Below are 25,180 nucleotides of genomic sequence, written 5' to 3' on the forward strand. Positions count from 1 at the left end.
ATGCCGAATTCGTTAAAAACCATAGAAGCAAGCAATCACCCCATTCATTTCAATGAAAAAGGGTACGAAGCTTTAAACTTACATTTAAAACAAAGTAAATATTCAACCATATTCATTATAGTTGACAGTAATACTAATGAATTTTGTTTGCCTAAATTCTTACCTTATTTAGAAACCAATTTAACGATTGAAATAATTGAATTTGAAAATGGAGAGATCAATAAAAATATCGACACTTGTGTTCAAATTTGGAATGTATTGACTGAACTAGGAGGAGATAGAAAAAGTCTTGTTATTAACGTTGGTGGTGGTGTTGTTACCGACTTAGGTGGGTTTGTCGCTTCTACTTTTAAAAGAGGTGTTGATTTCATTAATGTTCCTACAACGCTACTTTCAATGGTAGATGCCTCTGTAGGAGGTAAAAACGGTATTGATCTTGGAAATATTAAAAACCAAATAGGGGTTTTCAATTTACCTATAATGGTACTTATTGACACAGCCTATCTAGAAACGGTTCCACAAAACGAAATGCGTTCTGGTCTCGCAGAAATGTTAAAACACGGTTTGATTTATGACAAAAAATATTGGGAACAATTCCTAGATTTAAAAGCTATTAATTATGCTGATTTAGACGAATTAATTTACCGTTCTGTTGAAATTAAAAATGAAATTGTAACATTAGACCCAACGGAGAAAAACCTTAGAAAATCACTAAACTTTGGACATACTTTAGGGCATGCCATCGAAAGTTATTTTTTGGAAAATGAACAAAAAACTACTTTATTACATGGAGAAGCAATTGCTGTAGGGATGATTTTAGAAAGTTATATCTCATTTGTAAAAAAATTAGTTACCTTAGAAGAATACAACCAAATAAAAACAGCCATTAAAGCGATCTTTGATGACATTGAATTTCATGAAAATGACATTGAACCTATACTAGAATTGCTCATTCATGACAAAAAAAATGAGTATGGAACTATTCAGTTTGCTTTAATAGAAGGAATTGGAAAAATCAAAATCAATCAATCTGTTGAAAATGAATTAATTCTTAGTGCATTTAATGATTATAAATCATAATTATTTTTTACCAAAAAGGATTGCATTACGTATAAATTATTTTTTACATTTGCCCCAATGAAAACAAATCAAAACAGAATAAATTTTAGTAAAAATTGGAGTGGAAACAATATTTCTTTTTTAAGAATGTTGAAGCGTTTCAATTCTATTAAAGGAAACTTTAGTTTTGATCTATTTCAGTATTTAAAAGTTGATCACGAAAAATTACAAATCATTTATGCCAATATAAGAGTTTGAATTATAGATTAATTTCGTTTCAATTTAATCTCATAATTTACTCAAAAACAAATGAATACAAAGTATACAGACTTAATTAATCAAACCTATTATTTCCCGCAAGAAGAATTTACTTTAAACAAAGATAATCTTCAGTTTCATAATATTGATTTAATGAAATTAGTGGAACAATATGGAACACCATTAAAATTCACCTACTTACCTCAAATTTCAAATAACATCAACAAAGCCAAAAGCTGGTTTCGTAAATCGATGGAAAAGAATAAATATGAGGCTAAATATTATTATTGCTATTGTACTAAAAGCTCTCACTTTGAGTTCATCATGAATGAAGCTTTTAAAAACAATATTCATATTGAAACTTCATCTGCCTTTGATATTAATATTGTAGAAAATTTAATGGCAAATGGTAAAATAAATAAAAGCACCTATGTTATTTGTAATGGTTTTAAGAGAGATCAATATATAGAAAACATTGCCCGTTTAATCAATAACGGACATAAAAATACGATTCCTATTATTGACAATTTTGAAGAATTAGATTTGCTTCAAGCGGAAATTAAAGGGAAATTTAAGATTGGAATTCGTATTGCTGCAGAGGAAGAACCAAAATTTGAGTTTTATACTTCCAGACTAGGAATTGGTTATAAAAATATTGTGAACTTTTATAAAAAACAAATTCAAGAAAACGATAAGTTAGAACTGAAAATGTTGCACTTTTTTATCAATACAGGGATTAATGATAATGCCTATTATTGGAATGAATTAGTAAAATGTATAAAAGTTTATATTGCCCTAAAGAAAGAATGTCCAACATTGGACGGATTAAATATTGGTGGTGGTTTTCCAATAAAAAACTCATTGGCATTTGAATACGATTATCAATATATGATTGATGAAATTATCAATCAAATTAAAATTGCTTGTGATGAAGCCGAGGTTGATGTTCCAAATATTTTTACTGAATTTGGTTCGTTTACAGTAGGTGAAAGTGGTGGTGCCATTTATCAAATTTTGTATCAAAAACAACAAAATGATAGAGAAAAATGGAATATGATCGATTCTTCATTCATAACTACGCTTCCAGATACTTGGGCAATTAACAAACGTTTCATTATGTTAGCGGTTAACCGTTGGAATGAAACTTATGAAAGAGTTTTACTAGGTGGATTGACATGTGATAGTGATGATTATTACAATTCAGAACAAAACATGAATGCCATTTATTTACCAAAATACAATAAAGAAAAACCATTATATATTGGTTTCTTTAATACTGGTGCCTATCAAGAAACCATTGGTGGGTACGGAGGTTTACATCACTGTCTCATCCCTCAACCCAAACATATTTTAATTGATAGGGATGAAAATGGAATTTTGGCAACAGAAGTTTTTTCAGAACAACAAACTTCAGATGATGTTTTAAAAATTTTAGGTTACGATAAAAAATAAATATTAAATACAATTAGTCAATTTAAAAATTTCTTATATTTGGATAACTACATTTTTTTCAAGTATCTGATTTTTAAATATTTAAAACCAACACAATGAGTAAAGGACCTATAAGTCAGTTTATAGAAAAACATTATTTGCATTTCAATTCTGCATCTTTAGTAGATGCTGCTAAGGCATACGAACAACAATTAGCAAATGGTGCCAAAATGATGGTGAGTATGGCGGGTGCAATGAGTACAGCCGAAATTGGAAAAATCTTCGCTGAAATTATTCGACAAGATAAAGTACAAATCATTTCTTGTACAGGAGCAAACCTAGAGGAAGATGTTATGAATTTAGTAGCTCATTCACATTATGAAAGAGTACCTAATTACCGTGATTTGACACCACAAGACGAATGGGACTTATTAGAAAGAGGATTAAATAGAGTTACTGACACTTGTATCCCTGAACATGAAGCTTTCCGTCGTTTACAAAAACATATTTATAAAATATGGAAAGATGCTGATGACAAAGGAGAAAGATATTTCCCACACGAATTTATGTACAAAATGTTGCTTTCAGGAGTATTAGAAGAATACTATGAAATTGACTTAAAAGACAGCTGGATGTATGCTGCCGCTGAGAAAAATTTACCTATTATTGTGCCAGGTTGGGAAGACAGTACTATGGGGAACATTTTTGCATCTTACGTAATAAAAGGAGACTTAAAAGCTTCTACAATGAAATCAGGAATTGAGTATATGGTCTATCTATCAGACTGGTACCCAAAAAACAGTGCCAAAGGAATTGGCTTTTTCCAAATTGGTGGTGGAATTGCTGGAGATTTTCCAATTTGCGTAGTACCAATGTTGTATCAAGATATGGAAATGCATGATATTCCTTTTTGGAGTTATTTCTGCCAAATTTCAGATTCAACAACAAGTTACGGTTCTTATTCAGGAGCTGTACCAAACGAAAAAATAACTTGGGGTAAACTAGATATTAATACTCCAAAGTTCATTATTGAGTCGGATGCTACTATTGTAGCGCCTTTAATTTTCGCTTATTTATTAGACTTATAGAATATTATTATGAAAAGAGTAATTGTTGATTACGCAAAATTGACCAATGAAATCTTAAATCTTTTAGTAGAACGATTTCCCGATGGTTATGATGACTCCGATATAATCCGTTTTAGAAATGCTAAAAACGAATTAATTGAAGCTGTAGAAGTGCGTACTGAGGACACTATTTATTTAGTTAAAGTAAGTATGAAACTTGCTGATAGAATTGAAAATTATGACGAAGATGACGAAATCGATGACGAAATCGAACCAATCATCCCAATAAAAGGGCTTGATTTAGACGATGATGATGATGACGATGATGACGACGCTGTCGATAAACCTGAAACTGAGGACGATGAGGACGACGAAGATTCAGATAAAAAAGATTATTCTGATGAAGACGACGATGATGATGATGAAGATTAATTCATTATAAAATACTAAAGGAACTCTTATTTGAGTTCCTTTTTTTTTATTAATCGAATACTATTTAATTCAAATGTAAGATTCCATTATTACTAAATTCATCACATTCTTGTTTACTCATTATTATGATTACATCACAGATACTACACGATACGCTTAAAGAAAATTTTGGTTTTGAAAAATTTAGACCCAATCAGGAAAAAATTATTAATTCAATCATTTCCGGTCAAGATACATTGGCAATTATGCCTACTGGAGGCGGAAAATCTATTTGCTTTCAATTACCCGCACTTTTGTTTACAGGAATTACAATAGTTATTTCTCCGCTAATTGCCTTGATGAAAGATCAAGTTGATAGTTTAAAAACTAACGGAATTCAAGCTTGCTACATCAATAGTAGCCAAACAGATGGAGAACAGCAATTACATATCCAGAATCTTAAAGACAACAAAGTAAAAATTGTTTATGTAGCTCCTGAGAGTTTATCGTATTTAGAAAATGCATTTAGTCAAATAACCATTAGCTTAATTGCGATTGATGAAGCGCACTGTATTTCTTCTTGGGGACATGATTTCCGTCCAGCATATACCAATTTAGGATACTTAAAAAATCGCTTCCCTTCTACTCCAATCTTAGCTTTAACTGCGACTGCAGATAAAGCTACACGTAAAGACATTAGCACACAATTAAACCTAAATAACGCTAAGTTATTCATATCCTCATTCGATAGAAAAAACTTGAGTTTAGAAGTTCGACCAGCATTAGACAGAGTAAAACAAATTATAGATTTCATTAGCGAAAAGCCATCTGAATCAGGAATTATTTATTGCTTAAGCCGAAAAACAACCGAGGAATTAGCCGAAAAACTTCAAAAAGTTGGTATAAATGCTAAAGCCTATCATGCTGGTTTAGAAAACACAATTCGATCAAAAACGCAAGATGAATTCATAAATGATGATTGCCAAGTAGTTTGCGCAACTATTGCTTTTGGTATGGGAATCGATAAGTCAAATGTCCGCTGGGTCATTCATTATAATCTACCTAAAAATATTGAAGGATACTACCAAGAAATTGGACGTGCAGGACGAGATGGACTACCTTCGGAAACCATTTTATTCGAAAGTTACGGCGATGTAATCCAATTACAAAAATTTGCATCTCAAGGGTTAAACGCCGAAGTGCAACTCGCAAAACTGGAAAGAATGAAGCAATACGCAGATGCTTTGAGTTGTCGAAGAAAAATATTGCTTTCCTATTTTGGGGAACTCGTAACTGAAAATTGTGGAAATTGTGATATTTGTAAAAACCCACCCGAATTTTTTGACGGAACAATTATTGCTCAAAAAGCATTATCAGCCATTATGAGATTAAAAGAGTCAGAGCCACTTCCTGTTATAGTTGACTTTTTGAGAGGTTCAAAAAATGCTTATATTTTCGAAAAAGAGTATCAAAATTTAAAAACGTATGCCGTCGGTAGTGATATTTCCTGGTATGACTGGAATCAATACATTATTCAGTTAATCAATCAAGGCTATTGTGAAATAGCTTTTCATCAACAAAACAAAATTAGATTAACCTCTTTGGCACGTGAGGTTTTATTTGAAGGTGATAAAGTACAATTAACTACAGTTGTAAAGGCAAATACAGAAAAAATTGCAGTCAATGAACCAAAAACAAAGTTCAGTACGAATTCTCTTTTTGAAAAATTAAAAAAATTGCGATACGAAATTTCAAAAGACGAAAGTGTTCCTGCTTATGTGATTTTTAGTGATGCGGCTTTACGCCAAATGGAAACTTTAAGACCCATGAGCGATGAAGAACTTATTGCAATTGATGGTGTAGGTAAAGTAAAATTAGAAAAATATGGTGATGTATTTATAAAAGCTATCATTGAATTCCATAAAAACAAAGAGGTAAAAACAAAGAAAGAATCTAACACCTACAAAGAAACGCTTGCCTTGTTTCAAAGCGGGTTACCGCCTGATGAAATAGCTTTAAAAAGAAATTTAGGATTAGGAACTATTATGTCGCACTTTGCTAAATTATATTTAGATGGTGCAAATATTGATTTATTTCAATTTGTATCTAAAGAAGAAGTAATTCTTGTAAAACAAGCCAAGACAAAACTAGAAAGCCCAGCTACCTTAAAACCATATTTTGACTTTTTTGAAGAAAAAATTGCTTACGATAAAATAAGACTCGCTTTAACAATCATCGAAAAAGAGAATCGAAATAAGTAAAACCTGTATGATAACTTCATTCTCCCCTTTTATCAATTCTGAAACTGAGATTTTAGTTCTAGGAACAATGCCTGGAATCGCATCTCTTGAAAAACAAGAATATTATGCTCATCCAAGAAATCACTTTTGGAAAATAATGTATACAATTTTGGATAGTTTGCCAATTTCTGTTGTTTTCGAAGAAAAAATAAAATTATTACAGAATAACAAAATTGGATTGTGGGATGTTCTAGAAAATTGTGAAAGAAATGGAAGTTTAGATATTAACATAAAAAATCAAAAAGAAAATGATTTTGAGACACTATTTAAAAATTACCCAACAATTACTAAAATAATCTTTAACGGTAAAGAAAGTCACAAATACTTTCTTAAAAAATTTGGACAAATAAAAGGCATCACTTACTATGTGATGCCTTCCACTAGTCCTGCTAATACAATGTCTTTTGAAAAAAAACTTGAAATCTGGTCTACTTGTTTTTAAAAGCTATAAATATCTTTCTTGATAAACTTTTTGGTGGTGTTTTTGATGACCAATAATAATAAAAGCTATCGCACGAACTGAAATAGATGTATTAGAAGCTGTACCAGTACTCAGCAATTGTTCCTCTGAAAAACTTTTAAACAAAGACAACGTAGCCTGTCTTACTACAGCCATTTCTGTCAACAACCCTTGAAGGTTTCTTTCATTAGCATTTGTATTATCAACGTAATGATTTTCTTCAAAACCTGGCAACGGTGTTTTATCATTTCTAGAAATTCGTAAAGCACGATAGGCAAAAATTCGTTCTGTATCAATAATATGTTGAATAATATCTTTGATAGTCCACTTTCCTTCTGCATATCTGTAATCAAATTTATCCATTGGGATATTTTGTACAAAACGAATAAAATCATGAAGGCAAATTTCCAATTCTTCAATCATATCTACATTTCCTGCCGCCTTAATATAAGTTGCATTAAATTCCGAATATTCATTTACAGGTAATTGATCTGTTTTCATTTTTTTTTTTTAATTAAGCGGAGTTTCTACTTGCGTTAGTATTTCCAAAAAGCGAACGTGTTACAATTTTTTCGTACACTTTAATTAGTTTTTCATCAACAACACTTTCTTTATTTAATTCATTTATTCTAAGTAAAGCATATTGTTGTATTGTTAACAATGGCAATACAATACGTTCTCTTATTTGAATAGAAGCTTTACCATCAGGATAGTTTTCCATTAACTCAGTATGACCTGCAATTTTTAGTAATAATCGTTTAGTTTCTAAAAACTCATCATAGATTATTTGCCAAAATTCACCAAACTGAGGGTCCTTTTTCATATATGCCGTTAACGGAAAGAAAGACTTAGCCAAGGACATCATACTATTTTCCAATAATGTTTTGAAAAATAATGAATTGTCATATAAATCTTGAACCTTTTCCCATTGATCTGTATCTTCATAATGTTTTAAAGCAGTACCTACTCCGTAAAATCCAGGGACATTTTGTTTCAGCTGACTCCAAGAACCAACAAAAGGAATTGCTCTTAAATCAGCAAAATCTAGTTGAGCAGACTTACTTCTTTTTGAAGGTCGGCTTCCAATATTTGTTTTAGCATAATATTTCAACGTACTCATTTGCTCTAAATACGGAATGAATTTTGGGTGATTTTTAAAACTTAGGTATTTTTGATATCCTAAGTTAGCCAAATGATCCATTACCTCTTTTTCTGAACTAGATAAAATATTTTTGTTTTTACTAAATACTTGATTCGTAACACCAGCGCTTAATAAGTTTTCTAAATTATGACGACATGAATCTAAAGTCCCAAAATTTGAACTGATTGTTTGTCCTTGCACTGTAATTTGAATTTCTTTGTTTTCAATATTTGGACCCAATGAAGCGTAAAACTTATGTGTTTTTCCACCACCACGCGCTGGAGGCCCGCCACGTCCATCAAAAAATATAACATCTACACCGTACTGTCTTGAGATTGCCGTAAGTGCTTCTTTAGCTTGATAAATACTCCAATTCGCCATTAAATACCCTCCATCTTTGGTTCCATCAGAAAAACCAAGCATAATAGTTTGCTTCATTCCTCTATTTACAAGGTGTTTTGCATACATTGGATTTGTATATAATTTTTCCATTACATTATGCGCGTCAAGTAAATCATCTACTGATTCAAATAAAGGAACTACATCAACTGTTGGGTTTTCCCAATTACTTAATCGAATCAATGCAAATGTTTCCATTACATTAAGCGCACTTTCATTGTTACTAATAATGTAACGATTAGCACCAAATTCTCCATTATTTTCTTGAATAACTTTGATTGCTTGAATGGATTCAATAGTTGATCTTGTAATTTCGTTTTCAAAATCGTTTGGATTAAGATCTCCTTCTACTTTAGACAATACTGCAAACTTTTCAATTTCAGTTAAATCGTAATAATTTTCAGGAAAGACTGAGGCATCCGATTTTAAATAATAATCAAACACATCTTTAAACACAGCATCATGAATTCTACTATTTTGACGAATATCTAAGGTTGCAAAATGAAAACCAAATAAATTCACTTTAATAAGAAGCGCATCTAATTCATCTAAATACAAAGACTGATGTTGCTCAATAATAATTGCTTTAATCTTATTCAATTGCGCTTTAAATTCATCCAAAGTGATATAAATTTCCCCTTTAGAATAAAAAACAGAACGATAAAGTTTTTGTTCCAATTCAGTAACTAAAACATCTACATTAAAGAATGTTAGCTTTCTTTTTAAGCTTCTCATTTCGATATAATAACATTTTAAAATAGAAGTTCTTAAACGTTCTGCTACTTTTAAAGTTATATCCGTTGTTACATATGGATTTCCATCACGGTCTCCTCCTGGCCAAAAACCAAGTTTAATTAATGGATTTTGAATTGAAGTACCTTGAAACACATTTTTTTGAAGGTAATGAACCATATCTCCTGATGTATTATAAAACACATTTTCAAGATACCAAATCAAACTTACCGCTTCATCAAAAGGATTTGGTTTCTCATTTTTTATAAATGGAGTTTTCCCTAATTGAGCCAATAAATGTTTTATATTAAGTAACTTATTCTCACGGATAGCTTCCGTTAAATCATTAATAATACCCAAAACTGAACCTGGATAAAATTGAGTTGGATGAGCAGTTAAAACCGTTCGCACATTGAAATTTTCAAGAAAATCGATTAATTCTTCTTTCTTTCCTTTTGCTTCAGCTTTTTCTTTTATATCTCTTAAAGAACCTCTTCCTTCCATATTATTAACAATTGGAAAAGCAGCATCTTCTACCGCATCAAACAATACAATTTGACGCTCGATATACTGGATAAAACGAAACATTAAGTCAATTTTATCGGCTTCAACTGAGCTATGTAAATATTTTTGAGAAAAAAATTCAATAATCTCTTTAGGAGTTTCTTGTTTTTTAAAACCAGTCTCGCAAACTTCAGTAAATAAAGGAAGTAAAACTCCCGTATTATCTATAGAATCAAAAGGTAAAGTGATAAAAACACTGTTGTAAATATTATATTTAGAAAGAACATTTTGATTGAAACGTTCAATTTTTGGTAGTGTGTACATAATTTTGTTATAGATGGTTTGGTTTAATAGAAAATAGTTATAAAAAAATAACCCCAAGAACTAACTTGAGGTTATATTTAAATAATATAGCATTCAAGTTTAATTACATATTTTTGAAAATAGTATGCATTAAGCGCTTCTTATCATTGATACTTTCTTCAAGTGAGATCATAGTTTCTGTTCTATAAACACCATCAATATCATCAATCATAAAAATAACATCTTTTGCATGCTTAGTATCTTTTGCTCTGATTTTACAAAAAATATTAAATTTTCCAGTAGTCACAGAAGCTACTGTAACAAATGGGATTTCATTGATACGCTGTAAAACAAACTTAGTTTGTGATGTATTATTAAGAAAAACTCCCACATAAGCAATGAAAGAATAACCTAATTTATCATAATCAAGTACTAATGAAGACCCCATTATTATTCCAGCGTCCTCCATTTTTTTTACCCTAACATGAACAGTTCCAGCAGAAATTAACAATTTTTTTGCAATATCTGTAAAAGGAACTCTGGTGTTATCAATCAACATATCCAAAATTTGATGATCTACTTCATCTAAACGGAACTTACTCATATTTCTTTAATTAATATTATTACTCGCTATTAAAAAGTATAAAAATATATATAAAAACAACAAAATGATTACTTTTTTTAATTTTTTATCAATCCGTTAACAAATTTCACGCTTTTTTCTAAATAAAAATCGGCTTTTTGATTTAATTTCGGAAAATTATCGAAATCATCCTTATAAGTTGCTTCCATAGCATCATATTCAAAATGACCATAATACCCTTCCAACTCTCCAATTTCTACAATATAAGCGTTAAAATGAATTTTATTTTCAATTAATTCTTCTTTGTATTGTGCAGCAAAATTCGTTATTTTTTCAATACCATCATAATTTATTTTGACATTTTTATACATAAAATCATAAAAAACGGGTTTATTTTGAGGAATGTTCAAATATTTATTAATTCCATTGATAACTATATCGTTTTCGCAAAGTATCGTAAAACTCGAAAGTAACGCTATGAAAATGTATTTTCTAGTTTCTTCTCTATTATAATCATTGCTAAAATGCCCAGCTTCAAACAACAAAGTTGGAACACCTAAATACTGAAAGGTATCTCCTATACAGTTAATATTAAAAGAATCGTCAAATCTCCCTACTTGATTAGGTATATATTGTTGTAAAACCGAATTAATTCCTGCAATAAGCTCAATAGCCTTAAGTCGAGAGTCGTTTATATCTCGTTCTTCATTGTAGGAAGGTGCCAAAAACGATACAGTAGCCACCTTTCCCGTGTCACTTACGCCAAAAATAGTACGCTGATCATGAAGATTAAAACAATAGTCTGGTTTAAAAGACTCAAACGCTTCTCTAAGCACTCTACTTTCTGGTTGCGAAAGATTTTGAGAATCTCTATTTAAATCAATTGAATTAGCATTTGCACGAGTATACAACTTAGCACCATCAGGATTCAAGATTGGAATTGTATAAAAAGTGAATGTAGAAAGTAATTTTTCAGCAAGATCAGTTCCGCTATTTAATAAGTTAAGAAAATCAAATAAAGCCTTTGTAGTAGTACTTTCATTTCCATGCATCTGAGACCATAGAAATATTTTAGTCTCTCCGTCTCCAATTTGGTATTTATAAATTGGTTTTTCAAGAACCGATTTTCCTATAATTGAAAGCTGGTTATTTGAATTTAATTTTTTTAATAAAGGTTCAATTGATTCTAAAGTCAGATACCTACCTTCAATAGATACTTCTTTATTTTCAACGAATAATTGTTCTAAATTCATAGTATAATATTTAATTTACAAAAGTAAACAACTTTATTTTTACAAAAGTAAACTTAATATTTAGAGTTAAAATTATAATTGTAAACAACTATTTTAGAATTTGTTTCCTACTATAATAGCTCATTATTAACATTTGTCACTTGTGTTAAATTAAAAATTTATTGACTTATAACCATGTGTTTAAGTTATTTTACATGATGTATTAGTTTATGCTTAAAACACTATTTTCCACTGTTTACATCTGTAATATTGTCTTTTAGGTATTTTTTATTTACATTTGTAATTACACTAATTAGAATGGTAATTTACAATGGTAAACACAGAGGATTTTATTAAACGCTTAGAAATTATACTTGATTATTACAGTATTAATGCATCCACTTTTGCAGATAAAATTGGCGTACAGCGATCTAGTTTGTCTCATCTTCTATCAGGAAGAAACAAACCAAGTCTTGATTTTATTTTGAAAATTTTAGAAGAATATCCTGATGTAGATTTGTATTGGATTTTAAATGGTAAAGGAAATTTTCCGAAAAATGGAGATAAAGATCTAGTAGTTGAAAATAGTGTAACTCCTAAATTAAAATCAAATCACACTATTCCAACAGCAGCATCTTCAATTCCTGAAAACTTATTTTCTCAAAATGAAAATGATAAAGAAAGTTTCCCAAATGTTGAAAGTGAAATCATTTCTGGAGATGTGGATAAAATCGTGTTTTTTTATAAAGATGGAACTTTTAAAATTTTCAAACCCCAATAAATAATTTGTATTTTGAAAATTACAAAAGCATCAATTACATTTTAAATCCATATTCTGGATTTTTCCCTTCTACTCCAATAAAGTGTGTTTTTAGAATTTCAATATCTTTCTCTAAATTTCCTGTCGGCATCAATGGTAAGCCTAAATTGACTTCTTTTTTTCCAAAATCAAATGTGACTGGAATTATTGGAACATTTGCTTTTAAAGCTATATAATAAAAACCTGTTCTAAGTTCGCTTACTTTTTTACGTGTCCCTTCAGGAGCAACTGCTAATCTAAACGTTTTTCTTCTTTCAAAAATAGCAGCAATTGAGTCAACTTTATTTAATCCTCCAGATCTGTCTAAAGGTTCCCCTCCCATATATCTAAAATAATAACCAAAAGGAAAACGAAATAATTCTTTCTTACCTACCCAATTCATATCTAAACCAGTTATTCCTCTTGTGAATATCCCTAAGTAAAAATCATGTGCACTTGTATGTGGCATTACCATCATCACACACTTTTTTATATTTGCATCTATACTGCCAACAATTCTCCAGCCCATAAGCTTGAAAAATATCCATTTATATATTTGTTTCTTCATTCCTACGTAATTTTGTGCAAAGTATATAATTTTAAACTAATTTAGATAAAAACTGCAATTGATGCTGAAAAAAATATTGAGTTATATTATTCCTATAAAAATTCATACAAAAAAATCTCCCTTAAGCAAATCACTAGAAGTTACATGGGCTAATGGAGAATTAGTTTTAGATTCGAAAAATACAAACTATTCGTATGGAAGTTTACAGCGCATTTTAAGATTGGGCCTGAAAACAATTGGCTTTCACAACGTAATTCTCATGGATCATGTGTTAGTTCTAGGCGTAGCTGGAGGTAGCGTTATAAAAACATTAGTTGATGAAATCGAATACAAAGGTAAAATTACAGGCGTCGAAATCGATTCGGATATAATTAATATAGCCAACCAATATTTTAACCTAGATAAAATCGACCAACTTGAAATCATTATTGATGATGCATTTGAATTTGTATTAAAAACAAAAAATAAATATGATTTAATTATTATTGACATCTTCCAAGATACTAAGATGCCTAATTTTTTATTTGAATCTTTTTTTATCAATAGAATCTGTTTTCTACTTAAAAGCAAAGGATTTGTTCTCTTCAACACTATGCTTTTGGATAAAAAAGACGATGTAAGAAATGAGAAATACATTGCTGAATTTGATACTATTAATTTTAAAATTAAATCCATTCCCAGGGTTGAAAACCATAATGAATTAATCGTTATCGAGAAATTAATATAAGTATTGCTTTCTTTTTATTGATACATAAAAAAATTAATATTTTTTTTGTTATTATTATAATTAAATGTACTTTGCGTCATAGTAACACATTTGAATTAATACAACTGCAAAAGTTAATTATTTGTACCATGAAAAAAAAGAATATTAAAAAAACTGTTTTGACATTAACCGTTTTATCCAGTATTACTCTAATGTCATTTATTGATCCCCCAAAATACCGTGATTTAAACAAAAACGGAAAAATGGATCCTTATGAAAATATAAAACTTCCTATTGAAAAAAGAATCAGTAATTTGATTTCTTTAATGAATATAGAAGAAAAAGCGGGGATGATGTTTATTAATGGTACATTAATTAATACTGATGGTACGATTGATAAAAAAGAAGGTGCAACTGGCATGGCAGCTCGGCTTCCTTCTCCTCGTGAATTGATTGAAAATAAAAAAATGAATCACTTTAATTATTGGCAAGCACCCAATGTTAAAGAAATGGCAATGGGCTACAATGCTATTCAAAAAGTAGCCGAAGGTACTCGTCTTGGAATTCCAGTTACAATTGCATCTGATCCCCGTCATTATTTTAGTAATAATGTTTTCACTATGGAAGCAAATGGATTTTCACAATGGCCAGAACAACTTGGCTTTGCAGCAATTAATGACACTCAATTAATGCAAAGGTTTGGTGATATTGCGCGTCAAGAATACCTAGCTGTTGGAATTCGTGAAGCGTTGCATCCTATGGCTGATTTAGCAACTGAACCACGTTGGCCTCGTGTTAGTGGTACATTTGGCGAAGATGCCAATCTTTCGGCTCGAATGATTAAAGCGTATATCTTAGGCTTTCAAGGAAGCAAGCTAGGTGTAAATAGTGTTGCTACTATGACCAAACACTTCTCTGGTGGCGGTCCTCAAAAGGAAGGACTTGACCCCCATTTTCAATACCAAAAAGGACAGGTATATCCAGGTAATAACTTCAATTATCATTTAATTCCATTTGAAGCGGCTTTCGATGCACATACTGCTGCAATTATGCCTTATTATGGTGTGCCAATGGAACAAACTTCTGAGAATGTAGGTTTCTCTTATAACAAAGACATTATCACACGACTTTTACGTGATAAATACAAATACGATGGTGTAGTTTGCACTGATTGGGGTTTAGTGACTGATACTCAAATGGGTCCTGTTGTATGGCCAGCACGTGCTTGGGGGGTTGAAAACCTTAGTGAAAAAGAACGGGTAAAAAAAATAATTGAAGCAGGTTGTGATCAATTTGGTGGAGAAAATTGCCCGCAATATATTGTTGAATTAGTTAAAGAAGGACAAATAAAAGAGTCTCGTATTGACCAATCTATCAGACGTTTGTTGAGACAAAAATTTACTTTGGGTTTATTTGATAATCCATACGTTGATGTAGAAAAAGCAACTCAAATTGTAGGTCGTGCTGATTTTAGAAAATTAGGTGACGAAACACAACGTCGTTCTATGACTTTATTAAAAAATGACATTAAACTTCCATTAACTGCTGCGGCAAAATTGAAGATTTATGTAAAAAATATTGATCCAAAAATAGCTTCTAAATATGGACTTATAGTAGCACTTCCTGAACAAGCAGATGTTGCTATTATACGCTTGAATACGCCATGGGTACCATTAGAAACTGATAATCCTTTTGCCAAAGGGTTTCATCACGGAGATTTAGATTTTAAAGGAAAAGACCTAGAAGACGTACTTACACTTTGCAAAACTGTTCCTACTATTGTTGATATTTACTTAGATCGTCCTGCTGTTTTTCCTGAGATTGATGCTGCAGCCAAAGGTGTTTTTGGAAATTATGGCGCTAGCGATGCAGCCTTATTGGATGTGATTTTTGGAAATGCTAAACCCGAAGGGAAATTACCTTTTGAGCTTCCGTCTTCGATGGAAGCGGTAAGAAATCAAAAAGAAGATGTGCCTTATGACTCTAAAGATCCTTTATACCATTTTGGTTTTGGATTGAGTTATTAGATTTTTAATTGTTGTTAGTTAATTATGTTTCTAAAAAATGCTTCTCTATAAAGATGAAGCATTTTTTTTTGATTTTAATTCAACACGTTAAAGATGGAATCTAAACTAATTATTTTGTACTTTCGGTAGGAACAGTAAAACTAAATTTGGATGAAAAAAACGGTACGGAAACTACTTTTAGGAAATGTAGCCAAAATGGGAAAACCAAAATTTAATCCTATTCAAAAACGAATTCAAAATATAAATGCAATCTGGAACAACGACCATCAGGATGACAATGGAATTGAAAAAATTGTGCGCTTGTTTCTTTCCTCCTCTCAATTGTTTTTTCCTGGTATTTATATCAAGTATTTAGTTTCTAAAAAAGGAGCTGAATATGAAGATTTGGCTGTTGATTTTTATGTTTTGCTAAAAGTAGCACTTCCTCTTACTATTTTAATGAATGAATGGCAAACGAACCCGTTACTTCTTGGCATTATGGTTTATGTAATGCTAGAAACCGTTTTGTATATCCCAACCTTGATTTTTGCTTCCGATTTATTTTCAAAACCGCGTTCGTACAAAAGATCAATGCTGTTACTTTTCTTTAATTATCTAGAAATGGTATTTGCTTTTGCCGTTTTATATACTTGCGATAATTATTTAAATAGACCTTTTCATCATTGGTTTGACGCTATTTATTTTAGTACTGTAACATCATCAACCATAGGATTTGGCGACTACTATCCTGTTAAAACCTTTGGTAAGTTTTTGGTGAGTATGCAATCTCTTTTGGTACTATTATATGTAGTACTATTTTTGAATTTTTTCTCTACTAAAATAAAGTCTAAAGGGTATTTTGACCAAGATAACGATGCCTAATTACAACATTTTCCTAGCTTTTTCTAAGTCTTCCAAGGTGTCAATACCAATTCCAACATGGGTAGTTTCTACCATTTTTATGCGTTTACCAAATTCCAAATAGCGAAGTTGTTCCAGTTTTTCAGATGCTTCTAATGCCATCATAGGTAAACTATAAAAATCCAACAACGCTTGTTTTCTAAAAGCGTAAATTCCTATATGTTGCATATAGCGCACACCTACATTTTTCTCTCTTGGATACGGGATTACCGAACGCGAGAAATATAAGGCAAATCCGTTTTGATCAGTTACTACTTTTACATTATTGGGATTGTTAATTTCATCTTGATTAGTAATCTCGCGCATTAAGGATGCCAAATCTACTTTATTATCCAAATCATTTTTAAATACTTCAATCACTTTCGCCAAAGGCTCCACATCAATAAACGGTTCATCACCTTGCACATTTATTACGATATCTACATCTAGATTTTCAACAGCTTCAGCAATTCGATCACTTCCCGACTCGTGTTCCTTGACACTACGAATCGCTTTACCGCCATGAGCAACAATTTCATCAAAAATTAAATCTGAATCCGTTACTACAAATACATCATCAAATAAATTGGTATTAATGGCTGCTTCATACGTTCTTAAAATTACCGTTTTGCCTCCCAAGTCCTGCATTAATTTAGCTGGAAATCGAGTTGACGCGTAACGGGCGGGAATGACTGCTATTATTTTCATTTTATTATTATTTTGCCATGAAGGCGCTAAAATACAAAGTTAATTTAGTGCGCCAAATATAAGTTTTATTTTATAAAATCTTAACCGAAGTCATACTCAACGAACCCGCTAAAAGTTTATCATTAAACAAACTTAATTCTTCGGTTTTTCCTTTTAGTGCTAAAGTATAAATCAAAGGCAAATAATGGTCTGGTGTAGGTATCGCTAATTGAAAGGCTTTGCTTTGTTTTTCAAAATCAATAAGCGGCTGAAAGTCTCCATCTAGCAAATAATCATTTATTGTAGCTCTTGCTTCAATCGCCCAATCGTAACCATAATCATCTCTATGGAAATTCTGAAAATCAACCAATCTTAAATTATGAACTATATTTCCACTTCCAATTATCAAAACGCCTTTAGTACGCAAAACGCTGAGTTTTTGAGCCAATTCAAAATGATATTTCCCTGGTTTAGTATAATCAATACTCAACTGAATTACAGGAACATGAGCATCTGTATATAAATGTTTAATTACACTCCAAGCACCATGATCTAATCCCCAGTGTTCGTCAAGTTCCACTTCGGTGGGAAGCAATAATTTGGTAGTTTCTACTGCTAGTTCAGGACTTCCTTTTGCAGGATACTGCACATCAAATAATGCTTGAGGGAAACCTCCAAAATCATGAATTGTTCTTGGCATTTCCATTGCAGTAACCTTTGTCCCATTGGTAAACCAATGTGCCGAAATACACAAAATAGCATTGGGTTCTGGTAATGTTTTGGCTAAATTTCTAAAACCCGCTACAAACTCATTTTCTTCAATTGCGTTCATTGGGCTTCCGTGTCCTAGAAATAAGACAGGCATTTTTTCGGTATTCGAAAAAGAACTAGAAATTTTATGTAAGTCGTTTAAAGTATTCATATCAAGTAATTGTCCTAATAATCATTAAATGTAAAAATCTTTTCTTTTATAAAGATTCATTTTATAAAAAAATGGACAAATAAAATTGCCCATTTTTTATAAATCTAAAAATCTATATTTTTATTTTGAATAAACTTGTTTCAAAAAAACTTCTAATGTGATCGGTTTTCTTCCTAACAATTTTTCTAAGTCCGAAGATTCTGCTTGAAACTCACCTTGCTTTATCGCTTCGGCAAAACCTACAAACATTCCAATATATTCCCCTGGAACTCCTGCCTGAGTCAAAACAGCTTCGTAATCTTTAGGGTCAGGACTTAGATAATGTACACTAGTATTTGTAATTTTACTTAGAGTATCTGCAATTTCTTGCATCGAATAATTTTCGACATTATTCATCCCGTATTCTTTATTTTCATGACCCTCAGTTATTAAAACAGTAGCAACAGCTTCAGCTAAATCATTTCTAGATACATATGCAGCGGCAGTTTCACCTGCTGGAAAATAAATTCCAGTCACTAAAACTTTCTCACCTAAAAACATAGGTAACACATCTAGGTATAAATTATTTCTAAAAATAGTATACTTCATTCCGCTTGCTTTAATAGCAGTATCCGTATCAATATGTGATTTTGCCAAAAAGGCAATTGGAGAGCTATCTGATTCATTTTTACGTTCAAAACTAGTATATAAGATATGCTTCACTCCTGCTTCTTTGGCCGCTTTTACAGCAGCTAACTGTTGTTTACTACGATTAGCTAAATCAGTTCCTGAAACCAATAATAATTTATCAATTCCTTGAAATGCCGCTAACAACGATTCATAATTATCGTAATCCCCTATTTTTAATGTAATTCCTTTTGCATTCAAATCAGCTGCTTTTGCTTCGTCTCTAACTAGGGCTGAAATATTGGAGGCTGCAATTCCTTTTTTCAACAAAAAATCGATTGTTGTCTTTCCGAAATTTCCTGTTGCCCCTGTGACTAAAATTTTTGTATTCATTATTTTTTTTATTTATATTATTTCTAATACAAAGATAACTACCTTTGCTTCTTAAAGTATAGTGGTATACTAAAGTATATCGATATACTTTAGTATACTATCAGTAAAATAAGGAGCTATGGAAAATAAAATAAGCTTTAAAGATGTAAAAGCTTGCCCAATTCAGTTTGTATTGGCTGTAAATGATACTTTGAATGTCATTAGTGGAAAATGGAAACTGCCTATTATTGGGTCATTACTATTTGAAAAAAGACGATTTACTGATATACTGCGCAATATTCCTAAAATAACACCACGAATGTTATCTAAGGAATTAAAAGATCTAGAAATGAACGGAATGGTGAAACGTACTGTTTATGATACTATACCAATTGCAGTCGAATATGAATTAACAGAATCAGCTAAATCCTTAGGTGATGTTTTAGATAAAATGCTAGAATGGGGTTTACAACATAGGGAAACAGTACTTGCGGAAAAGTAGACCTCAATATTATCTATTCGACAAAATTCTCATCTTTAAACCCAATTAAATACAACTTACTCTTTGCTCTTGTAATTGCCGTATACAACCATCGAATGTAATCACTATCAATTCCATTAGGTAAATAAGGTTGTTCAATGAAAACCGTATCCCACTGCCCTCCTTGTGACTTATGGCAGGTTATGGCATAAGAGAACTTTACTTGTAATCCATTGAAATATTCATTGGCTTTTACTTTTTGGAACTGCTTGTATTTAGTTTCTCCTTCGTAATCTTTCAATACTTCTTGATACAATCTATTGGATTCCTCATACGTTAAAGATGGAGATTCACTTTTTATGGTGTCTAATAATAAAACGGTTTCAAACGGAATTTGATTTGGGTAATCTACCATTCGTATTTTTACTTTGGCAAACTTAAAACCGTATAATTCTTGAATTTTAAAAATTTCCAGCACTTCAATAATATCACCATTGGCAATAAAACCAGCTTCATCTGAATCTTTTAGCCAAAAATAATTATTCTTCACTACCATTAAAAAGTCACCTGTAGACAACTCACTTTCCTTATCGAGAATTTTGGTTCGTATTTGTTCGTTGTATTGATTGGCCCTTTTATTCGATCGAACAATGAAAGCTGTATCTTCAATACTATAATTACTATATGCTGAATTTATGGCATCTTGAATATCATACCCATCTGTTAACCGAACAATATCTTTGAATTTTTTGACATCAAATTTAAAATCGGTTATAAAAGAATCTTCTAATAAGGTACGCAGTTCCGTAGCATTATATAAAATACCGGAACCTTCTTCCTGACGCATTACTTCATTGAGTTCAATATGCTTGACTTCTTTATTGTAATTGATGCTTAAAGTGTGAATATCTAACGCTGGACTAATATCTAAATTTACTGGTGGTAATTGTGCGGTATCTCCCAAGAGTATCATTTTACAGTTGGTTCCTGAATAGACATAAGAAATCAAATCGTCTAGTAACGATCCGTTTTCATACATTTTAGAATCGGAATTTGTATCCGAAATCATAGAAGCTTCATCGACTATGAATATGGTGTTTTTATGTTTATTGGGTTGCAAAGTAAACGAGACTCCACCTCCCGAAGATTTCTTTGGAAAATATATTTTTTTATGAATGGTAAAAGCAGGCTTGTTCGAATAATTAGCAATTACTTTGGCAGCACGACCTGTAGGCGCCAGTAAAACGTACTTTTTGTTAATTTCTAATAGGTTATTTACAATAGTTGAAATCACAGTCGTTTTTCCAGTTCCAGCATATCCTTTAAGTACAAAAATAGTGTCATTGTGCATATCCGTTAAAAAAATGGCGATTTTTTGAAAAAAAATATCCTGATTGTATGTAGGAGCAAAAGGAAACTGTTTTCGTAAAAGGCTATAGAACAAGGAAGAATTCATCTGGGCTTTGTTATTGTAAAATGAACTTCAAATATAAGGATGAAATTCCGGTGAATCACATTAAATCCCATTAGAATCAAAAAAAATTGTAAGTTTGCAATTGCATTTAATCGATTCAAAATTCCATATTTAGATTGGGTTTCAAAAAAGTTTATGTCTACACAAAATACGAATATTACCGAAAAGAAATATAAAAAACTGTCTATTCAAGTTTCCTTGACTGGACTTTCTTTTTGTTGTTTTGATACATTAAACAATACCATAACTTCTTTTAATGAAGTTCATTTTGACAGTTTCCATAAAGGAATACAAATTGAAGATTTATTTTCGAATGCTTTTCAGGAATATGTTGAATTGAATGACAGCTATGATGATGTGCTCATTATACACAACAACAATCTTTCCACATTTGTTCCTGAACCCTTATTCGATGAGAATTTTATAGGTAGTTATTTACAGTATAATACAAAAGTTTTTAAAACTGATTTTTTCGCTTTCGATGAAATTAGTAATTATCAAATCAACTGTGTCTACATTCCTTATGTGAATATGAATAATTTTTTTATTGACAAATTTGGTGCTTTTGATTATAAGCATGCGAATAGTATTTTGATCACTACACTTTTGGATGCATCCAAAAATATTGACGATAAAAAAATGACCGTCCATTTTAATAAAGGCCATTTTGAAATTATTGTTATTCAAAATCAAAAGATGTTATTATTCAACTCCTTTGATTATCAAACACCCGAAGATTTTATTTATTACGTTTTATTTACTGCAGAACAATTGACTATGAATCCAGAAAAATTCTTATTGGAATTAATAGGAGATATTGATAAAGAAAGTGAATTTTTCAAAATAGCCTACAAATACATCCGCAACGTTGCTTTAGTAGACGTTGAGGCTTTACGATGGAACAATTATTTTTCTGAGGCCGAAAACAGAAATCATTATATACTTTTCAACTCATGAGAATCATTTCAGGAAAATACAAAGGAAGACGCATAAATCCACCAAAAGGATTACCCGTTCGCCCTACAACCGATATGTCTAAGGAAGCTTTATTCAATGTTTTAAATAACCATTTTAGTTTTGAAGGATTGAAAGTATTGGACTTATTCGCTGGAACAGGAAATATAAGCTACGAATTTGCTTCTAGAGGAAGTTCCCCAATTACCTCAGTTGACGGGGATTTTGGTTGCGTGAAATTCATTAAACAAACAGCTGCTGAATACGATTTTAATATTGCGGCTACGAAAAGTGATGTCTTTAAATTTTTAGAAAGAAACAACGCCACTTTTGATATTATTTTTGCCGATCCACCTTATGCTTTAGACCAAGCTACATTCGATAGAATTGTGCTGCTTGTTTTTAAAAAAAACAGTTTGAATCAAGACGGAATGATGGTTATTGAGCATTCAAAATATACTAAATTAGATCATCTAATTCATTTTTCATTTAAGAAAAGTTATGGCGGATCTATTTTCAGTTTCTTCGAATTGCCTTCATCAGACGAGGAGTTAGACGAGGATCTATTTGAAAACGACGGGGAAGAAGAATAATAATCAGATACGATTTACAAACAGAAAATGCCTTGCAATTGCAAGGCATTTTCTGTTTTAGTATAGGAAAAAAAATCTTAAATATTAGAATCTAAAACTACCGATAATTTATCCATAACCATTTTATAATTTGGTGTTTCCACTTCATATTTCAATCCTTGTTCCACTACAAATTGAGTTAAGGATGCCAATTCAAATTTACGTCCAGCCAATACATCACGATGCATCGAAGACGTAGCGCTATGTGGTGTTTTTTCTAATTTTAAAATAGTTTGCATAATAATGTCATTAGGTAATTCCAATCCTTTAACAGCGGCAATCAGCGTGATTTCATTTAGAAGACCAACATATAATTTTCGGCTAGAATCGGTACTTAGAATTTCACCTACATTTTGGTTCAAATAAGAAGTAGCTGATGCTAATGCGGATATGAAAATAAATTTTTCCCAAACCGTTTCTTCAATGTTGTCTACTAAATAACTCTCTATCGTTGCCTTTTTAAAAATGGATTGTAACGCTTTTAGTTTAGCAATAGAGGCTGTTCTAGATCCAAAAAATAATTTTTCGTACGCCCCTATTTTTGTAATTTCACCAGGAGCATTAATCATCGAAACGATATAAACACAACCTTCTAAAACAACATTATCAGGATAAAGGATACTAATTCTTTCTGGCGCATCAACACCATTGTACAAAGGTAGAAAAACGGTGTTTTTTGTAATGCACTTTTGAAGCGCAAGAAGACTCTCTTCAATATCATACGTTTTTGTAGCACAAATGAGGTAATCTAATTTTCCTATTATTGCAGGATCATTAGATACTATGCTTGGAAAAACAATCATTTCATTGTCATCCGAAACAATTTTTAAGCCAGATTGCGCTATAGCTTTTTGAGTTTCCCCACGTGCAATAAACACAATCTCAATTTGATCTGATTCAGCATAAGCTTTTGCCAAAAGCCCACCAAAATAGCCACCTACTCCACCCAAACCTAATATACCTATTCTTGTTTTCATACCTACTATTTAAAAACAAAACCATCAAGAAATTAGAAAATTAAGCTTTTGACTTAATATAACTGAATTTCTTAATGGTTCTCTTTTAGATTTCACAATCTTTGATTTATTAAATTTTTAATAAAAAAAACAGACCTATAAGCCGGATTCTGTATCCCGATAAATCGGGACCCTTATCATTTATCTAGATCTTGCATTACTGCAAGACTCAAGCTATCTACCCTTCAACAACGGACGAGAAGCCCTTAAATGCTGATATACTTGATATTTCACCGCATAGAGTTTACCTGGTTTCACTACAGCATTACCTGTACATACTTTCTGTTGCACTTGTCCTAATCCGATTACTCGAACCGACGGGTATTACCCGCTATGCTTCTCTAAGGTGTCCGGACTTTCCTCCCTTCCGAAAAATCGGAACGACGATAAGGCGGTCTGCTGGGCAAATTTACATTTTTTTATTCATGCTTTGCTATTTTAGAATCGTTACTTTAACAACACTTTTGCAATTTCTTAATTATAAAACAGTTACCTTTAAGTTGAAAAAATTCTAATATCATGAAACCAACCTATCATTATTCGACCGTTTCTGAAGCTCTTGATAATTTGAATGAAATGGGGTTTACTTATGACTTTAATATTCATGAAGAAGATATTGTAAAGAAACCTCATAATTACGAAATCAAACACATCTATCGTTATGAGGGAGATTCGGATCCTGGAGACGAAGCTGTAGTTTATGGCATTAAATCTACTTCAGGAAAAAAAGGGGTATTTGTTGCTGGATTTTCGGCTAATTCTGATAGCAAAGTAACGCAAATATTATCAAAACTATGTGTTGATGAAAATGATCAACAATGCAGAATTTAAAGTATAAAAAATAGTAAAAAAACAAATTAATATAAAAATATGAAAAACATATACCATTATGCTTCTGTTTCAAAAGCTTTAAATGAATTAAATGAAAAAGGATTTACCTATGATTTTAACATCCATGAACAGGAAATTGTAAAAAATCCAAATCAATATGAAATTATTCATATTTACCGTTATGAAGGAGATTCAAATCCAGATGACGAAGCAATAGTGTATGGTATTAAATCTGAATCAGGTACAAAAGGTGTTTTTGTTTCTGGTTTTTCAGCTAATTCAGTTAGTGAGGCTGCACAAATATTAATAAACCTTTCAATAGAAGAGAAAAACAGATAAATTTCTC

25 protein-coding genes and 1 other RNA gene are annotated in these 25,180 nt (G+C 31.3%); 15 read left to right on the plus strand and 11 right to left on the minus strand.

The features are described 5' to 3' along the window. The 6 genes from aroB to AB3G36_RS12340 all read left to right on the plus strand — a co-directional run bounded on the left by aroB (position 1) and on the right by AB3G36_RS12340 (position 6,968). Positions 1 to 1,080: a 3-dehydroquinate synthase gene (gene aroB / locus AB3G36_RS12315; protein WP_367753163.1), complete on the plus strand. Its 1,080-nt coding sequence runs from the start codon at positions 1 to 3 to the stop codon at positions 1,078 to 1,080. Positions 1,081 to 1,368: 288 nt separating this feature from the next. Further along, complete coding sequence (locus AB3G36_RS12320) at positions 1,369 to 2,769, plus strand: arginine decarboxylase (RefSeq protein ID WP_367753165.1); 1,401 nt, start codon at positions 1,369 to 1,371, stop codon at positions 2,767 to 2,769. A 95-nt stretch (positions 2,770 to 2,864) separates the two neighbouring features. Continuing rightward, positions 2,865 to 3,836 (plus strand): deoxyhypusine synthase family protein, encoded by a 972-nt coding sequence (locus AB3G36_RS12325; RefSeq protein WP_367753167.1) that lies wholly within the window; start codon positions 2,865 to 2,867, stop codon positions 3,834 to 3,836. A 9-nt stretch (positions 3,837 to 3,845) separates the two neighbouring features. Beyond that, a complete protein-coding gene (locus tag AB3G36_RS12330) occupies positions 3,846 to 4,247 on the plus strand; it encodes a DNA primase (protein WP_367753169.1) in 402 nt (133 codons plus the stop codon). Between the two features lie 125 nt (positions 4,248 to 4,372). Continuing rightward, a complete protein-coding gene (gene recQ, locus AB3G36_RS12335; RefSeq protein WP_367753171.1) occupies positions 4,373 to 6,487 on the plus strand; it encodes a DNA helicase RecQ in 2,115 nt (704 codons plus the stop codon). A gap of 7 nt (positions 6,488 to 6,494) precedes the next feature. Then, positions 6,495 to 6,968 (plus strand): DNA-deoxyinosine glycosylase, encoded by a 474-nt coding sequence (locus AB3G36_RS12340; protein ID WP_367753173.1) that lies wholly within the window; start codon positions 6,495 to 6,497, stop codon positions 6,966 to 6,968. Between the two features lie 3 nt (positions 6,969 to 6,971). Here the strand turns inward: AB3G36_RS12340 and AB3G36_RS12345 are convergent, their stop codons facing one another. The 4 genes from AB3G36_RS12345 to AB3G36_RS12360 all read right to left on the minus strand — a co-directional run bounded on the left by AB3G36_RS12345 (position 6,972) and on the right by AB3G36_RS12360 (position 11,901). Next, on the minus strand, positions 6,972 to 7,487 hold the full coding sequence (locus AB3G36_RS12345) for a DinB family protein (protein WP_367753175.1): 516 nt from the start codon (positions 7,485 to 7,487) through the stop codon (positions 6,972 to 6,974). 13 nt (positions 7,488 to 7,500) lie between these two features. Then, positions 7,501 to 10,086, minus strand: a complete 2,586-nt coding sequence (locus AB3G36_RS12350; protein WP_367753177.1) for a phosphoenolpyruvate carboxylase — start codon at positions 10,084 to 10,086, stop codon at positions 7,501 to 7,503. A 103-nt stretch (positions 10,087 to 10,189) separates the two neighbouring features. Then, on the minus strand, positions 10,190 to 10,669 hold the full coding sequence (locus AB3G36_RS12355) for an Lrp/AsnC family transcriptional regulator (protein WP_007139244.1): 480 nt from the start codon (positions 10,667 to 10,669) through the stop codon (positions 10,190 to 10,192). Between the two features lie 77 nt (positions 10,670 to 10,746). Further along, positions 10,747 to 11,901 (minus strand): M14 metallopeptidase family protein, encoded by a 1,155-nt coding sequence (locus AB3G36_RS12360; protein WP_367753179.1) that lies wholly within the window; start codon positions 11,899 to 11,901, stop codon positions 10,747 to 10,749. A 310-nt stretch (positions 11,902 to 12,211) separates the two neighbouring features. Here AB3G36_RS12360 and AB3G36_RS12365 point away from each other — a divergent pair, with 310 nt between their 5' ends. Next, entirely contained in the window at positions 12,212 to 12,661 is a 450-nt protein-coding gene (locus AB3G36_RS12365) for a helix-turn-helix domain-containing protein (protein ID WP_367753181.1), read from the plus strand. Between the two features lie 34 nt (positions 12,662 to 12,695). Here AB3G36_RS12365 and AB3G36_RS12370 read toward each other — a convergent pair whose 3' ends face one another. Further along, entirely contained in the window at positions 12,696 to 13,247 is a 552-nt protein-coding gene (locus tag AB3G36_RS12370; protein ID WP_367753183.1) for a 1-acyl-sn-glycerol-3-phosphate acyltransferase, read from the minus strand. A 61-nt stretch (positions 13,248 to 13,308) separates the two neighbouring features. Here AB3G36_RS12370 and AB3G36_RS12375 point away from each other — a divergent pair, with 61 nt between their 5' ends. The 3 genes from AB3G36_RS12375 to AB3G36_RS12385 all read left to right on the plus strand — a co-directional run bounded on the left by AB3G36_RS12375 (position 13,309) and on the right by AB3G36_RS12385 (position 16,841). Next, positions 13,309 to 13,974 carry a spermidine synthase gene (locus AB3G36_RS12375; RefSeq protein WP_367753185.1) on the plus strand — a complete coding sequence of 222 codons (666 nt, stop codon included), beginning with the start codon at positions 13,309 to 13,311 and terminating at the stop codon, positions 13,972 to 13,974. Between the two features lie 128 nt (positions 13,975 to 14,102). Beyond that, the gene (locus AB3G36_RS12380) at positions 14,103 to 15,980 is read left to right on the plus strand and encodes a glycoside hydrolase family 3 protein (RefSeq protein ID WP_367753187.1); all 1,878 of its coding nucleotides are present in this window, start codon (positions 14,103 to 14,105) and stop codon (positions 15,978 to 15,980) included. A 150-nt stretch (positions 15,981 to 16,130) separates the two neighbouring features. Continuing rightward, on the plus strand, positions 16,131 to 16,841 hold the full coding sequence (locus AB3G36_RS12385) for a potassium channel family protein (protein WP_367753189.1): 711 nt from the start codon (positions 16,131 to 16,133) through the stop codon (positions 16,839 to 16,841). Here AB3G36_RS12385 and kdsB read toward each other — a convergent pair whose 3' ends face one another. The 3 genes from kdsB to AB3G36_RS12400 form a co-directional block, all read right to left on the minus strand. Next, positions 16,842 to 17,567, minus strand: coding sequence for a 3-deoxy-manno-octulosonate cytidylyltransferase (kdsB, locus tag AB3G36_RS12390; RefSeq protein ID WP_367753191.1), 726 nt, complete (start codon positions 17,565 to 17,567; stop codon positions 16,842 to 16,844). It lies immediately after the preceding gene. A gap of 70 nt (positions 17,568 to 17,637) precedes the next feature. Then, positions 17,638 to 18,468 (minus strand): 4,5-DOPA dioxygenase extradiol, encoded by an 831-nt coding sequence (gene ygiD, locus AB3G36_RS12395; protein ID WP_367753192.1) that lies wholly within the window; start codon positions 18,466 to 18,468, stop codon positions 17,638 to 17,640. Between the two features lie 120 nt (positions 18,469 to 18,588). After that, positions 18,589 to 19,467, minus strand: a complete 879-nt coding sequence (locus tag AB3G36_RS12400; RefSeq protein WP_367753194.1) for an SDR family oxidoreductase — start codon at positions 19,465 to 19,467, stop codon at positions 18,589 to 18,591. Positions 19,468 to 19,585: 118 nt separating this feature from the next. On the opposite strand from AB3G36_RS12400, the gene AB3G36_RS12405 reads away from it, so the two are divergent. After that, positions 19,586 to 19,948, plus strand: a complete 363-nt coding sequence (locus tag AB3G36_RS12405; RefSeq protein ID WP_367753196.1) for a winged helix-turn-helix transcriptional regulator — start codon at positions 19,586 to 19,588, stop codon at positions 19,946 to 19,948. Positions 19,949 to 19,961: 13 nt separating this feature from the next. On the opposite strand, the gene AB3G36_RS12410 is transcribed toward AB3G36_RS12405, so the two are convergent. Further along, positions 19,962 to 21,383, minus strand: coding sequence for an ATP-dependent RecD-like DNA helicase (locus AB3G36_RS12410; RefSeq protein WP_367753198.1), 1,422 nt, complete (start codon positions 21,381 to 21,383; stop codon positions 19,962 to 19,964). Between the two features lie 153 nt (positions 21,384 to 21,536). Between AB3G36_RS12410 and AB3G36_RS12415 the strand changes: the two genes are divergently transcribed. Further along, entirely contained in the window at positions 21,537 to 22,358 is an 822-nt protein-coding gene (locus tag AB3G36_RS12415; protein WP_367753200.1) for a DUF3822 family protein, read from the plus strand. Then, positions 22,355 to 22,948 carry an RsmD family RNA methyltransferase gene (locus AB3G36_RS12420; protein ID WP_367753202.1) on the plus strand — a complete coding sequence of 198 codons (594 nt, stop codon included), beginning with the start codon at positions 22,355 to 22,357 and terminating at the stop codon, positions 22,946 to 22,948. Before AB3G36_RS12415 ends, AB3G36_RS12420 begins: the two co-directional genes overlap by 4 nt. A 77-nt stretch (positions 22,949 to 23,025) precedes the next feature. Here AB3G36_RS12420 and AB3G36_RS12425 read toward each other — a convergent pair whose 3' ends face one another. Both AB3G36_RS12425 and rnpB read right to left on the minus strand, forming a co-directional pair. Then, positions 23,026 to 23,964, minus strand: a complete 939-nt coding sequence (locus AB3G36_RS12425) for a ketopantoate reductase family protein (RefSeq protein ID WP_367753204.1) — start codon at positions 23,962 to 23,964, stop codon at positions 23,026 to 23,028. A 122-nt stretch (positions 23,965 to 24,086) separates the two neighbouring features. Then, positions 24,087 to 24,406: RNase P RNA component class A (gene rnpB / locus AB3G36_RS12430), an RNA gene on the minus strand. Between the two features lie 116 nt (positions 24,407 to 24,522). Here rnpB and AB3G36_RS12435 point away from each other — a divergent pair. Both AB3G36_RS12435 and AB3G36_RS12440 read left to right on the plus strand, forming a co-directional pair. Continuing rightward, on the plus strand, positions 24,523 to 24,834 hold the full coding sequence (locus AB3G36_RS12435; RefSeq protein WP_367753206.1) for a hypothetical protein: 312 nt from the start codon (positions 24,523 to 24,525) through the stop codon (positions 24,832 to 24,834). A 39-nt stretch (positions 24,835 to 24,873) separates the two neighbouring features. Then, a complete protein-coding gene (locus tag AB3G36_RS12440) occupies positions 24,874 to 25,173 on the plus strand; it encodes a hypothetical protein (RefSeq protein WP_367753208.1) in 300 nt (99 codons plus the stop codon). The last annotated feature ends 7 nt before the right edge of the window (positions 25,174 to 25,180 follow it).

Origin of the sequence: Flavobacterium sp. WC2430, from assembly GCF_040822075.1 — a bacterium.
Taxonomy (GTDB): domain Bacteria; phylum Bacteroidota; class Bacteroidia; order Flavobacteriales; family Flavobacteriaceae; genus Flavobacterium.

Excerpts from the sequence above, each read along its gene's own strand:
- AB3G36_RS12410 (WP_367753198.1), bottom strand. The coding sequence starts at position 21,383 with ATGAATTCTTCCTTGTTCTATAGCCTTTTACGAAAACAGTTTCCTTTT.
- AB3G36_RS12370 (WP_367753183.1), bottom strand. The coding sequence starts at position 13,247 with ATGAAGAAACAAATATATAAATGGATATTTTTCAAGCTTATGGGCTGG.
- AB3G36_RS12400 (WP_367753194.1), bottom strand. The coding sequence starts at position 19,467 with ATGAATACAAAAATTTTAGTCACAGGGGCAACAGGAAATTTCGGAAAG.
- recQ (WP_367753171.1), top strand. The coding sequence starts at position 4,373 with ATGATTACATCACAGATACTACACGATACGCTTAAAGAAAATTTTGGT.
- AB3G36_RS12365 (WP_367753181.1), top strand. The coding sequence starts at position 12,212 with ATGGTAAACACAGAGGATTTTATTAAACGCTTAGAAATTATACTTGAT.
- AB3G36_RS12345 (WP_367753175.1), bottom strand. The coding sequence starts at position 7,487 with ATGAAAACAGATCAATTACCTGTAAATGAATATTCGGAATTTAATGCA.
- AB3G36_RS12330 (WP_367753169.1), top strand. The coding sequence starts at position 3,846 with ATGAAAAGAGTAATTGTTGATTACGCAAAATTGACCAATGAAATCTTA.
- AB3G36_RS12375 (WP_367753185.1), top strand. The coding sequence starts at position 13,309 with ATGCTGAAAAAAATATTGAGTTATATTATTCCTATAAAAATTCATACA.
- ygiD (WP_367753192.1), bottom strand. The coding sequence starts at position 18,468 with ATGAATACTTTAAACGACTTACATAAAATTTCTAGTTCTTTTTCGAAT.
- AB3G36_RS12320 (WP_367753165.1), top strand. The coding sequence starts at position 1,369 with ATGAATACAAAGTATACAGACTTAATTAATCAAACCTATTATTTCCCG.
- AB3G36_RS12350 (WP_367753177.1), bottom strand. The coding sequence starts at position 10,086 with ATGTACACACTACCAAAAATTGAACGTTTCAATCAAAATGTTCTTTCT.
- AB3G36_RS12440 (WP_367753208.1), top strand. The coding sequence starts at position 24,874 with ATGAAAAACATATACCATTATGCTTCTGTTTCAAAAGCTTTAAATGAA.
- AB3G36_RS12405 (WP_367753196.1), top strand. The coding sequence starts at position 19,586 with ATGGAAAATAAAATAAGCTTTAAAGATGTAAAAGCTTGCCCAATTCAG.
- AB3G36_RS12415 (WP_367753200.1), top strand. The coding sequence starts at position 21,537 with ATGTCTACACAAAATACGAATATTACCGAAAAGAAATATAAAAAACTG.
- AB3G36_RS12380 (WP_367753187.1), top strand. The coding sequence starts at position 14,103 with ATGAAAAAAAAGAATATTAAAAAAACTGTTTTGACATTAACCGTTTTA.
- AB3G36_RS12360 (WP_367753179.1), bottom strand. The coding sequence starts at position 11,901 with ATGAATTTAGAACAATTATTCGTTGAAAATAAAGAAGTATCTATTGAA.
- kdsB (WP_367753191.1), bottom strand. The coding sequence starts at position 17,567 with ATGAAAATAATAGCAGTCATTCCCGCCCGTTACGCGTCAACTCGATTT.
- aroB (WP_367753163.1), top strand. The coding sequence starts at position 1 with ATGCCGAATTCGTTAAAAACCATAGAAGCAAGCAATCACCCCATTCAT.
- AB3G36_RS12355 (WP_007139244.1), bottom strand. The coding sequence starts at position 10,669 with ATGAGTAAGTTCCGTTTAGATGAAGTAGATCATCAAATTTTGGATATG.
- AB3G36_RS12425 (WP_367753204.1), bottom strand. The coding sequence starts at position 23,964 with ATGAAAACAAGAATAGGTATATTAGGTTTGGGTGGAGTAGGTGGCTAT.
- AB3G36_RS12340 (WP_367753173.1), top strand. The coding sequence starts at position 6,495 with ATGATAACTTCATTCTCCCCTTTTATCAATTCTGAAACTGAGATTTTA.
- AB3G36_RS12385 (WP_367753189.1), top strand. The coding sequence starts at position 16,131 with ATGAAAAAAACGGTACGGAAACTACTTTTAGGAAATGTAGCCAAAATG.
- AB3G36_RS12435 (WP_367753206.1), top strand. The coding sequence starts at position 24,523 with ATGAAACCAACCTATCATTATTCGACCGTTTCTGAAGCTCTTGATAAT.
- AB3G36_RS12325 (WP_367753167.1), top strand. The coding sequence starts at position 2,865 with ATGAGTAAAGGACCTATAAGTCAGTTTATAGAAAAACATTATTTGCAT.
- AB3G36_RS12420 (WP_367753202.1), top strand. The coding sequence starts at position 22,355 with ATGAGAATCATTTCAGGAAAATACAAAGGAAGACGCATAAATCCACCA.